The sequence below is a fragment of the Oceanispirochaeta sp. genome (assembly GCF_027859075.1).
GTDB lineage: Bacteria > Spirochaetota > Spirochaetia > DSM-2461 > DSM-2461 > Oceanispirochaeta.
Genome location: NZ_JAQIBL010000043.1, coordinates 1 through 12,878, shown reverse-complemented (window position 1 = coordinate 12,878; position 12,878 = coordinate 1). Strand labels below are relative to the sequence as shown.

The 12,878-nt window shown below is 44.4% G+C and carries 12 protein-coding genes; 1 reads left to right on the top strand and 11 read right to left on the bottom strand.

Going from position 1 to position 12,878, the window contains the following annotated elements:
- Positions 1–66: 66 nt before the first annotated feature.
- The 10 genes from loaP to PF479_RS02610 form a co-directional block, all read right to left on the bottom strand.
- Positions 67–600, bottom strand: coding sequence for an antiterminator LoaP (loaP, locus tag PF479_RS02655; RefSeq protein WP_298001957.1), 534 nt, complete (start codon positions 598–600; stop codon positions 67–69).
- A complete protein-coding gene (locus PF479_RS02650; protein WP_298001955.1) occupies positions 600–1,541 on the bottom strand; it encodes a DMT family transporter in 942 nt (313 codons plus the stop codon). Before PF479_RS02650 ends, loaP begins: the two co-directional genes overlap by 1 nt.
- Entirely contained in the window at positions 1,528–3,312 is a 1,785-nt protein-coding gene (locus PF479_RS02645) for an aminopeptidase P family protein (RefSeq protein WP_298001953.1), read from the bottom strand. Before PF479_RS02645 ends, PF479_RS02650 begins: the two co-directional genes overlap by 14 nt.
- Before the next feature lie 204 nt (positions 3,313–3,516).
- On the bottom strand, positions 3,517–4,506 hold the full coding sequence (cmoB, locus tag PF479_RS02640) for a tRNA 5-methoxyuridine(34)/uridine 5-oxyacetic acid(34) synthase CmoB (RefSeq protein WP_298001951.1): 990 nt from the start codon (positions 4,504–4,506) through the stop codon (positions 3,517–3,519).
- A gap of 2 nt (positions 4,507–4,508) precedes the next feature.
- On the bottom strand, positions 4,509–5,258 hold the full coding sequence (cmoA, locus tag PF479_RS02635) for a carboxy-S-adenosyl-L-methionine synthase CmoA (RefSeq protein WP_298001949.1): 750 nt from the start codon (positions 5,256–5,258) through the stop codon (positions 4,509–4,511).
- Positions 5,242–6,108, bottom strand: a complete 867-nt coding sequence (locus PF479_RS02630) for a YitT family protein (protein ID WP_298001947.1) — start codon at positions 6,106–6,108, stop codon at positions 5,242–5,244. The genes cmoA and PF479_RS02630 overlap by 17 nt, the downstream gene beginning before the upstream one ends.
- The gene (locus PF479_RS02625) at positions 6,105–6,950 is read right to left on the bottom strand and encodes a TerB family tellurite resistance protein (RefSeq protein ID WP_298001945.1); all 846 of its coding nucleotides are present in this window, start codon (positions 6,948–6,950) and stop codon (positions 6,105–6,107) included. Before PF479_RS02625 ends, PF479_RS02630 begins: the two co-directional genes overlap by 4 nt.
- Before the next feature lie 108 nt (positions 6,951–7,058).
- Entirely contained in the window at positions 7,059–8,930 is a 1,872-nt protein-coding gene (locus PF479_RS02620; RefSeq protein ID WP_298001943.1) for a YgiQ family radical SAM protein, read from the bottom strand.
- Positions 8,931–8,972: 42 nt separating this feature from the next.
- The gene (locus tag PF479_RS02615) at positions 8,973–9,563 is read right to left on the bottom strand and encodes a hypothetical protein (protein ID WP_298001941.1); all 591 of its coding nucleotides are present in this window, start codon (positions 9,561–9,563) and stop codon (positions 8,973–8,975) included.
- Entirely contained in the window at positions 9,560–11,005 is a 1,446-nt protein-coding gene (locus tag PF479_RS02610) for an adenylate/guanylate cyclase domain-containing protein (protein WP_298001939.1), read from the bottom strand. Before PF479_RS02610 ends, PF479_RS02615 begins: the two co-directional genes overlap by 4 nt.
- A gap of 174 nt (positions 11,006–11,179) precedes the next feature.
- On the opposite strand from PF479_RS02610, the gene PF479_RS02605 reads away from it, so the two are divergent.
- Positions 11,180–12,355: a P-loop NTPase gene (locus tag PF479_RS02605; RefSeq protein WP_298001937.1), complete on the top strand. Its 1,176-nt coding sequence runs from the start codon at positions 11,180–11,182 to the stop codon at positions 12,353–12,355.
- Positions 12,356–12,446: 91 nt separating this feature from the next.
- On the opposite strand, the gene PF479_RS02600 is transcribed toward PF479_RS02605, so the two are convergent.
- On the bottom strand, positions 12,447–12,878 hold a 432-nt coding region (locus PF479_RS02600), incomplete at its 5' end, for a transposase (RefSeq protein WP_298001935.1).

Genomic DNA, 12,878 nt, shown 5'->3' with positions numbered 1-12,878 from the left:
ATAATAATTATACAATAATGTTAAGATTGTCAAGAGAGTGCAATGATAGATAGGATCGGATGAAGTTTAATCAGTCTTTGCGGGATTTTCGGTATTTTCAACGGCATCAAAGCCAAAATCAATCAAAAAGGCCTCTTTATACAGGGAGAGACGAACCTTAATGCGACTCTTTCGCCTATCAACCTTGACGATCTGCCCTTCAAACCCCATGAGAGGGCCCTTAAGAATGCGAATGGAATGGTCTTCTTCAAAGACCACCTTTGAAAATCCGGCTATTTCACCTGATTTCAGGAATCGGCTCATCTGCCGCTCCTCCTCTTCAGAAAGGGGTACAGGCCGGCCATCCATTTTTAAAAAAGAGAAGATCCCCGGTGTCTGCCGTACGGCAAGCACTTGATCAGGCAGGATTTCGTCTGTCATAAAAAAAAGATACCCCGAAAATAAAGGCTCATTTTTTTCAAACCACTTTCCCTTCTTGCGCAATCTTAGTTTTCGTCGTGGATAGAGGAGAGATTTTTCTTCAAACTTACCGGTTTTCATCAACCAGGTTCGGCATTCCAGCTCTTTACCTGTTGTCACCTGGATCACATAGCAGGACATCAGAACTCCCCTTCTTTCAGGATCTCAGGATTTTCCCGGGAGGATGAAATCCTGTAAAACAAAAAGATAGAAAGTGCGGTCAAAGTCATTCCACAAAAGGAAAGGAACGTCGGATTATCATTTTTCATAAATATCCAGCTTAAAACAGATCCACCCAGAGGGATCAGAAATCGCCAGACTGCTATTTCTGAGAGAGCCTCTTTCCTGACTTTCAAAAGATAATACCAGATGGAAAACCCTCCTCCTGTTACGAACATCAGCCATAGGAGGGAAATCCAGAATCCTAAATCGGGTATACCGTAATAAAAATGGTCTCCCTGAATAAAACCAGCCAGGAGCAGGCCCAGGCTGCCAATAATAAGCTGTCCTGCATTGAGAACAAAAGGATCCAGGGAATCCGGACTTTTTGTCACAGCCACACTGGCAAATGCCCCGGAGATGAGTCCCCCCAGCATGAGGAGTATGCCCCTGGTTTCGGAGGAGTTAAGGCTTTCTAATCCAGTGCTTCCATCGGCAGCTCCATTATAAGTAACAAGGAACACTCCGGCCACTCCCATTAGAAGGCAGAAAAACTGACTCTTCTTCAATTTATTTGCAGATAAGGTGAAATGAGCAACCAGGGCAACAAGAAGAGGCCCTATTCCATTTACAATAGCCCCTGTGGAGGCTTTCATAAATGTTAGAGAGTAAAAGAAGAAACCATAGAGCATAAAGGTCTGCAGAAATCCGACAAGGATAACAATACGCCAATGACTACGGATCTGAATAAAGACTCCTTTTTTTCTATTTATCAGGGCCACTGCCAGACCGGCACCTAAAAAGCGGATGCCTGCAAACAAAAAAGGGGGTGCCGATTCAAGACCGACTTTGACTCCTAAAAAGGCGGTAGCCCATAAAAGGCTGGCCAAAATGGCCAGGATACGTGAATCAAGTGATTTCAAGTGTTTCTTCCCTCAACCAGATCTTCGCTTTTTCCCCCAGCAGGGGGGACAATCTTCTGAAAACTTCTTCCTGATAATTGTTGACCCACCCTATCTCATCCCGGGTCAGGAGAGAACTGTCTATAAGTGACCTTTCATAGGGGCATAAACTGAGAGTCTCAAACCTGTAAAATGTCTCGTTTTCGGGACATTCTGTCCAGGGCTGAACAAGTATCAGATTTTCGATACGGATACCATGCTGACCTTCTCTGTAGATCCCGGGTTCATTGGAGCAAACCATTCCCGGCCTCAGAGTCTCATCTATCGGATGGGGACTGATCTTCTGGGGACCTTCATGAACGTTGAGAATATAACCAACCCCATGGCCTGTTCCATGTCCGTAATTCAAACCGGCATTCCATAGGGCCATCCTTGCCAGAATATCCAGCTGATACCCTCTGGTCCCTGCAGGGAAAACAGCCTGGGAAAGGGCAATATGTCCCTTCAGAACAAGGGTATAATCCAGAATCTCCCGCTCCGTGGGAGCACCCAGAGCCAGGGTTCTGGTAATATCAGTCGTCCCTTCCTTGTACTGCCCACCCGAATCAATCAGAAAGAGGCTGTCTTTTTCCAGAAAGAACTGATTCTGCTCCTTTGCTTCATAATGACAGATAGCTCCATGAGCCTTATAGGCAGGAATGGGGCTGAAACTTTCACCCAAAAAGCCGTCCTGTTCAGACCTGAATCCCTTCAGAGCTTTTGCCGCCTCAAGCTCTGAAAGAACGCCCTCTTCCAGTCGCCTTCTCAACCATATGATAAATCGAACAAGGGCTACTCCGTCTTTTTCCATGACTTTCCGGATACGCTTCTGCTCTCCCTGATTCTTTTCGGCTTTCAGACGAGTAGAAAAATCGATTCCTTTGACGACCTTGATTCCCTCGGGAAGTGCAGAAATCAGTGCAGAACTACTCCGCTCGGGACTGACATAGAGTGTGATATCCGATTCCAGCATTGACATACGTTGCTCGACTTCACCATAGGGAAGCCATTGAACACCCAGAGACTGGAGTGCGGTGTGAATACTTTCATCCAATTTCCTGTCATCCACGAACCATATCAATTCTTTTAATGAAATATAGAGGAAGCTCTGAATCACCGGATTATAAGGAACGTCCCCGCCCCTCATATTCAGAATCCAGGCAATATCATCCAGGGATGAAATGATCGTGGCATCCACATGTCCCTGAGTCATGATTCTCCGTATATCAGAAATTTTATCTCTGCTCTTCACACCGGCTTCCTCATCACTCAGAAGCCATACCGGTTCAAGTGCTTCAGAAGGCCGGTCTAACCAGAGCTCTCCAATCAGGTCATCCTGTCCGTCAATTCTTATCTGTCGGGGAGTAAAAGGGACAGCCATGGCCTCCCAGTCTTTCAGGGTCAGCGTTCTGCCGTCCATCCCCACCACTGATTCGTCTTCCAGTGAATCCGCCAACCAGTCAATGAAGGGAGGAACCCCGGGTTCTCCCATTTTAAAGAGTTTAATTCCCGAATCTTTCAGTTCTTCCGTTGCCTGAATGAAATACCGGAAATCCGTCCAAAGACCGGCATCCTGAAGGGTGACAACGACGGTTCCGGCACTACCGGTAAATCCACTGATCCAACTTCGACAGCGCCAGTGATCAGAGACATATTCACTACCATGGGGATCTGAACTGAAAATGATATAGGCCTGCAGGCCCCTTTCTTTCATCTTAGTTCTTAATGCAATCAGCTTCTCTTTTGTTGTCATTATGACTCCCTTATTCTCTTTTATATTTTACTCAACCTCAGGGGAAAATTGCCGAAGATTATAAGAGTGACGGCATGGGACCATATTCCCCTCCCAATGAATACCCTATGTTGTCCATTTAGTCGGTTTGCCCCGCTTCGGCGGGGCAGTTTTTTAGAAAGCCCCCCGGATAATCTCAAACCTCAGCAGGCAGACAGAATAGGATTACCTCTTCTCAGCTCTGATGTATATTCGGACCGGAGCAGGATACCCCTCCACTGTCTTATCAGGATCATCAGGATCCAGAAAATGCTCCAGCGATTCATAAATAGCCCAATCCGTCTGCCGCTGCTCATTTACATCCAGTTTAAAATTTTCAAAGACTTCAATTTTATGAAATCCCGTACGGGCGAGCATGTTCTTTAGAGCTGCCGCCGTGGGGAGAAACCAGTATCCCGGCGCCTTCATATAACGACCGTCTGGAAAAAGACAGTAGGGATCATTTCCGGGGATTCCACTGGATTCAAGAATCAGGGTTCCTCCGGATTTCATAGACTCATTAATGAGATTCAGAGTCTGCACTGGATTTCTTCTGTGATATATGATTCCCATAAAGAAGACAACATCGTAAAAGCCGGGGAATAGATCCATGTCATCCACGCCAAGGAGATCAAAGTTAATCCGGGAATCTCTGTAAAATTTTCTGTTCAACTGATGATGAAAATAATAACGGACCATGGGGTCGATCCCCAGGATAAACCAGGGGTCCTGTGACAGCATACGGTACATATAATACTCGTTATTACATCCGATATCACAGATCTTTTTATTCTTCAGATCCGGCAGCCGGGAGGCCACACGATTCCATTTGAGATAGCTTTGCCACTCGGAATCAATATCTCTGCCATAATAGTGAAAAGGACCCTTCCGCCAGGGGATCAATGACTTCAGGGATGCTGATAGAGCATCCTGCTGTTGTGAATCCAAAAGACCGTCATGACCGAAACGGACGGTATCTCCATCAAAACTCATTGAGTCACCACTGCGTTCCAGAATCTTTTCATAAGGGTCCTGATAGACTCTTGCCGAAGGCTTTTCCAGCAGTTCCGACTGTTCCTTTCTCCGGACGACAAGTCTTTCTGTGTTGACTTCTCCCGGGTAGGAATCAAAATAGCGATCCGACAGATAGGAGGCTGCCAGGGAAAGAGTCGTCATATTCATTGTCCTTTTTTCAGGCAGATAAAGGAGGAAAAATTATACCATGTGTAAAAAAGATCGACCGCTTCAAAACCACAGATTCTGAACAAGTTTTCCTCCTCCCTGATGGGATAGGGAATAAGAACATTTTCCAGGGCTTCCCTTTTTCGGGATATTTCCAGTTCGCTGTATCCGTTTTTACGTTTTAAATTGTAGTAATTATCCACAAAAATCCGGCTCAAATCCGTATGGGACTGGAGAGTTTTGTCACTCACCAGAAGTATCCCATTATGATTCAGACCCGTATATATTTTTCGGATCAGACTTTCCCGTTGAAAGGGATCGATAAACTGAAGGGTATAATTCATGATAACGACAGAGGCATTCTCAATGGGTTCTTCCATGATATCTGCTTCTTCTATCAGTACACGACCCTTTTCAATGTCCAGAGTGGATAATTTTTCTTCTGCTTCCCTGCACATAGGAGCCGAGGAATCGATTCCTTTTATAGTGTAATCACTCAGACCATGGTCTTTTAAACCCTTCAACAGAAGAGCAATCGTAGTTCCGGTGGAACAGCCTAGATCATAGATTCGGGTCCCGTCCTGGTAAAAGGTTAGTCCCAGGGTGGCCACCATGGACTGAACATCCTTGTAGTGGGGTATGCTCCTTTGAGCCATATCATCAAAGACATGGGCCACACTTTCATTGAACTCAAAGGCACGGACAACAGGATTTTTATCTTCAAAAACCTTATCTTTTCTGCTCAAAACTAAATCCTTCGCCCAGAACTTCTCTCACATCAGATATAAAGATAAAGGCTTCCGGGTCTTCTTCCAGCACAATTTTCTTCATTAGGGGAACATCCCGTCTTCTGAGAACACACAAAAGAACCGGCCTGTCCATACCGGTGAACATACCCCGTCCTTTTAGCTCAGTCACTCCACGGCTCAACTCATCCATAATGCGGCTGCTGATCCTGCCGGACTGAAGAGATATAATATAAGCAGCCTTGCTGTAGTTGATGCCGATAACAACGACATCAATAATCCGAGCCGTAATAAAAATGGCGACTGAGGCATACAAAGCCAAATCATACTGACGGAATACCAGGGCTGCCAATACGACAACAAGGGCATCAATGATCAGGAGCACCTGTCCAATCGAGATAAAGGGAACAATTCTATGTATGATTTTCGCAGCCAGATCTGTACCACCGGTTGTTGCGTTTTCCCTGAAAATAAGGCCCAGTCCCAATCCGACAAGGGCTCCGCCAAAGAGAACAGAAAGAAGCAGATCATCCGTCATTGGAGTTAAAAAAGCTGTTACATCCACAAAAACAGAAAATACAACTGTGGCAAAGAGGGTCTTCACTCCAAAAGAAGTGCCCAGCAATCTCCAGGATAAAAGGAATAGAGGTATATTCAAAATAAGGACGGACACACCAACGGGGAAATTAAATAGATGAAACAATACGATACCGATACCCGAAAGGCCACCAGCCGCGATTTTGTTAGGAATCAAAAAAAGACTCATACCCAAGGCCATGATCAGGCAGGCTGCGGTGATTTTCAGATAGGATGGAATCTCAGTGAAAAAAGATTTCACTCGACCTGTCATCGAAGATTTCTTTCCTTGCGGATGCTGTCCCAGGCCTGCTGTATTTCATTAAAACGTTCATTGGCAAATTTCGTGAACTCCTCAGGTAGACCCTTGGCTGAAATTTTGTCAGGATGAAACTCGGAAACCTTTTTTCTATAGGCTTTGCGGATAACATCATCTTCGTCAGAAGGTGAACAGCCCAGGATTCCATAAGAAGCACTGCTGGTACTTGCTCCACCCATACCAGCAGCTCCGGAACCGCCTAATCCATACCTGCTTTTCAGCCGGTCATAGGATGTCTGGCTGTACCCGAAGATCCCTACAGCCTCCTGGATCAACCGCTCTTCTTCCCTGTGAATTTTACCATCAGATGCTGCCACCCGAAGGAGTATATCCAGAACAAGTTCTGTGAACTGGGCATTACCGGCAAAACTCTGGTAGAACTGACGGGCATAGGATTCAAAACTATTTCCTGAACGGATGGCTGCGTTAAAGATATCCATGGCCGACTGCTGGCTGACTGGGTCGAGCCTCAGATCTGTGCGCATAAAATTGGATATGGTATTTTTTTCACTCTCAGATATAGACCCGTCTGCTATAGACAGTTTCCCCAGCATAGAGAATACAGAGGAGAAAAAAACTTGTCCCGAATTCAAGGCTCCAGAGTAGGACTGCTGACCCATACCACCGGAACGTCCCTGAAAGAAATTATATTGCCTCGAGGAACCGGACTGAAAAGATAAACTTCTGCCGATGGAACTGCCAATGACCGCCCCTATGATGCCCATAAAGGGAAGTCCCGACATTAATCCCAGAATAAATCCAATAACACCGCCGATAAAACCTCTACTACCGCTCAATTCTAACTCCTTGACGATTCCCAATGACGGGAAACAAATCATTATGCCTATAAATTAACAAGAACAGGTCCCTTGGTAAAGGGAAGAAATATGAACCTTTCATGAACCTTATCTTTTCTTTTTCTTTTCTTTGTATTTTACAGGTCTTTTCGCTGGAGTTGGATTTCCAGACGAAGAAGCACCGGAATAGAAAGGGATCAGGCATTTACCACCGGAACCGATCAGATCAGCCCGGTGTTCAAGAAGCAGTGCCTCCCTGACCATTGTATAATTTTCTGCTTTATTGAATTGAAGGAGGGCTCTCTGTAGACGCTTTTCCCTCTCTTTTTTTACAACCTCAACAGCTTCGTCTGCGAGTGGATTTATCCCCGTATAATACATACAGGTGGACATGGTTCCCGGTGTGGGGTAAAAATCCTGAACCTGATCGGGAACAAAGCCGGTTTCCTTCATGAACTCTGCCAATGCTACACCATCTTTTAATGTACTCCCCGGGTGGGAGGATATAAAATAGGGAACCAGATACTGTTTTTTATTCAGTTGCCTGTTTATTTCCTCATATCGCTTCATAAACTTTCTGTAGACGGGATGTTTTTGCTTATTCATCAGCTGTAGGACTCTTTCTGAAATATGCTCAGGGGCAACCTTCAACTGACCGCTGATATGATGTTCGCAGAGTTCCCTTAAAAATGTTTCATCCTTGTCCATCATCAAATAGTCGAAACGGATACCCGAACGGATAAACACCTTCTTGACGCCCTTCAGTTTACGCAGTTTCCCGAGGAGCGATAGATAATCGCTATGATCCACTTCAAGATTCCTGCAGGGTTCGGGAGTCAGGCACTGCTTGTCCCGGCAAGCTCCATGTAGAGCCTGTCCGGCACAGGCGGGTTTCCTGAAATTGGCAGTAGGCCCTCCCACATCATGGATGTATCCCTTGAACTCTGGATCATCAATGAGTTTCCGAGCCTCCTGAATGACAGATTCATGGCTCCGGGAAGAGATGATCCTTCCCTGATGAAAAGTAAGAGCACAAAAATGACAGCCCCCATAGCAACCCCTGTTGTGAACAAGAGAAAATTCTACTTCCTTGAGAGCCGGAACCCCACCGGCGGCATCATAATCGGGATGAGATTTGCGGGTATAGGGTAAGCGATAGGCCTGGTCCATCTCTTCCCGGGTTAAGGGAAAAGCGGGAGGATTCTGCAGCACAAAGCGCGTTCCGCAAGGTTCCGCCAGAGTTTTGGACAACAGGGGATCTGTGTTTCTATATTGAGTGAGAAAACTATCGGCATAGAGCTTTTTATCTGTGGAAATATCTTCAAAGGAGGGAAGAACAATCACTTCAGGGGGAAGATCATCCGGGGAATTAACGGCATAAAGGGTACCACGGACATCCCGTATATCCCTGATGGGGCGTCCTTCTTTCAGGAGATCAGCTAGAATGACCATGGTTTTTTCTCCCATGCCGTACATTAAAAGATCTGCCTTTGAATCCAGCAGAACAGATCGCCGGACCTTATCACTCCAGTAGTCATAATGGGATAAACGGCGAAGAGAGGCTTCCAGACCGCCCAGGATAACAGGAACACCTTTATAGGCTTGCCGTGCCATGGAACTATACACGATAGCGGCCCTGTCGGGACGCAAACCGCCTTCTCCTCCCGGAGTATAAGCATCCTGATGCCGAATTTTACGGTTTACAGTATATCGGCTGACCATTGAATCGATATTACCCGGGGAAACAAGAAAAGCCAGACCAGGCTTCCCCAAAAGTCGAAAGGCTTCTGGATTCTGCCAGTCAGGCTGGGCCAGGATTCCGACTCGGTATCCAGCGGATTCAAGAGTTCTTGAAATAATTGCTGCGGCAAAAGAGGGATGATCAACATATGCATCACCCGAGATCAGCACAAAATCACATACATCCCAGCCTCGTTGGGCCATATCATCCTGATTGACAGGTAAAAAGGAATTTCTCAAAAAATCTCCGTCCCTCCTGATTCTTATCAGGCCCGGATTCTCTTAGTGGAGAGTGAGAAGTACTCGGGCTCTGTCGGATATAAATACCCGTTTCTGAACGAAGGATTCACCGGCAAGTTCCATCCGAATATCGTAGAAGGAGCTGCGTCCTGAAGTCTGAAGTTCAAGAATCATTTCACTGGATTCAAGCATAAACTCATTCAGCATGTTATCACCCCAGTCTACCTCAGTCTCGGGAGTAATATACAGAGCCCGAATGACTGAACCGGTTTTATTCACCAGTGTGAAACGGATAAGACCATCACCCGACAGCAGCTGATGATCTTCCGGGGAAATCAGGATTTTCCTTCTCTCACTGATGTCTACATTATATTTCAGGTACAAATCACCATCTTCATCAATAAAACGGAAATTAACAGGTTTACTCTCATCCAGTTCCAATTCGAGGACCGCATGATCACCCGGGATTATGACATCATAGGGCAGTTTATCATAGCCCCAATTCTCTGTATCAGATGGAATAGCATAGACCTCAAACAGGGGTGTATCTGTCTTATTGATCAAAACCAATTCCACCGCAAAGAGGCTATGAATACAGAATAATAAGAGAAAAAGGGCTAATACTTTTTTCACAATTCCTCCAGTTCCTCAAGCCTGTTCTGATATTCAAGAAGACTGGTTTTTATATGGGCAAAGAAGAGAGGGAATACCAGATTGTAAAAATAGCTGGTATGAGCAATAGAATCCTTTAAGGAATCATATCTGGCGGTCAGAACCTGTTCCTCGACATTGATATGAGAATCATAATTAAAGAAATCTGGATTCTGTTTCTCCCCGGGATTGCCCGGATGCTTCACTGCATCCTGAATATCCCCCAGGATATCCATCAAAGCTTTCAAATTGTATTTACTGTCAATTTCTTTGGCCGTCTCAGCCTCATTCCCATTGTAGGATTCCAGCAAAGCCTTGTATCGTCCGGGGAGAAGGATTTTATAAAGTGAATCCTTGCGGAGTAGTATTTTATAATTATCAAAAAGTTCTTCCAGTTTATGAATTACATACTGATTTCCCCGGTAATACTTCATGAAATCGATGATTCTCTGTGCACCGGGTTCCTCTTTTTGCAGCAACAGCTTTACCTGCTTGACAATCTCTTCGGGAAGGTTTGGTTCAACCTGAACGCTGTATGTATTGTACCCGGCGTTTTTCTTTTCCTTGATATACACCGTATTGAAACGGAAGAGCTCATCCTTTTTAATGCTTCTATAATCACTGAATAGTGCTGAAGCCTCACGGATAAATCTTCTATAATAAGAATCGACAATACCCTGCTTGTTCAACTGCCTGTAATACTCTTCTGAAATCCTCACTCCCCCGATGGGAGCGGTTGATTCCATTCTTTTGGCATTGATAACGGGCATGCCGATGACATCCCAATGCTTGGAACCTTCCGGACCAAAATTCCCGATCATAACCTTTCCGATGGAGGCGCCGATTCTGATACGAATTTGAAATAAGGCATTGATGGAGGGTGATAAAAATTCATTATTCCGCAGACCTCTGATAATATCAAATGCTTTGAGTATTTCTTCTTTGGTTTGGCTCTCTTTCTCTGAATATAGAAATTTATCATTGGCCTGATTAAATAGGATGCACACTCTCTGGAGCTCAATGCAGGTATAAAAAAGCTCCCGGGCGATAAAGTATTCAGATTCATCCTCTGACAAGCCCTTGACATTAGGATCGAGAGGTCCCCCGTACTGAAACATAAGGCTGTCTCCCTCCAGTTTGTTCAGGTAGCCTCCATGTTTATTCAGGACCCAGTTAAATGCTGAATACAGCCCGTTAAGAACCGTCTGGTTTTCATTGGGACTCAAAAATTTTGATAAAAATGTATAGTCGGCAATATCCAGAAATCCAATCCCGACCATGTCTTCTTCAGAATCGTTGGGTATGGCGCCAATTTCGGTGATGGCATCAACCAGATGACGGGGAAGGTAAAACCGCTCGATATCCTGTCGAAGCTCATCATTGTTCTTAGTCGACTGTTTCCTGTCAGTATTGACATCACTCATTCTATCAAGTTCCTCATTTTCATAGTATCGGCGAGTTTCAAGGTGGTATTACCTTATTATACTCAACTTCATGAAAGGAATCTGTGATTTTTATTGCTTTTTTTGATAGTCCCTGTTTTTGACTTTCTCCCGAGAGTATAATAGACTGATGTCCTGATAAAAAAGGAGTCCCTATTGGTTCTGAATGAAAGCCTGGATAAAAAAATTATTCCAATTGCCGGAGGAAAAGGCGGGGTTGGAAAATCTGTAATGTCCGTTAATATTGCATTATCACTGGCAATATCGGACAAGAGAACCATCCTGATTGATCTGGATCTGGGAGGTGCAAACCTTCATACTGTCCTGGGAATGAAAAATACAAATCCAGGAATTGCATCATACCTTCAGGATAAGGACAGAAGCTTCAAATCCCTGATTATGGATACTCCCTTTAAGAATCTGCAGTTCATCCCGGGTGATACCCTCTCATTTGGAATGGCAGATATTAATGAAAAGCAGAAAAAAGAAATACTCTTTGAAATTCAGGACCTTGATGCAGACTATATCATCATTGACCTGGGTGCAGGCAGCAGCTTTAATACCATAGACTTCTTCCTGGTCTCTAATTCTGGTCTCATCATTACAACTCCCCAGGCTGGTTCCATCATGAACTCCTACACCTTCCTTAAGAACCTGACTATCAGATTTCTACAGAAGGCCTTCGCTTCAAATAAAAATATGGAAGCCTACCTCAAGAAAAACATAAAACGCATGCTTCCGGGAACAAATCTGACCCTGGCCCACCTTTTGCATGAAATTGGCCTGGAAGAACCTGAGACAAAGGACAAAGCCCTGGCGTATCTGGAAGTTCTTCAACCTAAGGTTATTCTTAATATGATGGAGGAAGAAGATGATTTCCAGATGGCCGTTAATCTTTCAGGACTCGTAAAAAAAGACCTCCTTATTGATCTTGAATGCCTGGGAGCCATACTTTATGACAAAAATATCAATGATTCACTCCATAACAGACATCCCTTCATCCTGGAATTCCAGGACACTCTTACGGCTCAACAGATCTTCCGAATAGGTCAAAAAATTGCTCAGTCACGAAACTTTCCAGAACTTCCTCTGGATTACTCTGAATACAGAGATTCTTTTGAGTTAACTCAGATAGAAAATGAAAATGATTTTGAACTATATAGACAAATTAAAAATAATGAAGGCCGGAGTTCTCTTCCAGAGGGCTATGATCTGGATCAGCTCATGGAAATTATCGAAAAGCAGCAGCAAAAGATTCAAGAGCTTCAGCAGACCGTTAAAATGATGAGCCTGGGTGACAAAGGCGGCGCAGGGAGCATGTTTAATTTCTAGATTTGGAAAATATCAGTTCTCTAGGATTGCCGATGTTTCTAATTCCCGGCTACAAGATAAAAAAAAGACCGAAATATTCCGGTCTTTTTTTTTAACCGAATGGATTGAGAATGCTGGGCAAAACGGTCCCGATCATATTGGCTGCCTTTTTGGCATCAATGTGTCCAATATTGACTGTCTTCCAGAGGACTTGTTCGAAATAATTTGTCAGAGACTCAAGAATTCCATCAGCCTTATGAACGATAAAGGACTGATTTTCACCGGTTTCATTCATAATAGTGAAGGCTGTGTAGGTTTCAATGGGCTCTTTTCCTACCATAATTTTTACCTGACGTTTTGTTATATGGAGATCAACTTCTTTAAAACGATAGGGGATTTTATGAGCATCTTCTCTGTAACAGGGTTCAATATGCTTGTTGGAATAGGTGGGCGGTTCAACAAGAACAAACATTTTTAATCCATCGGCCTGGAAGGTAATACCTTCGTCATTCCGGTAAATATCCTTAACATTCCCGTATGAAAC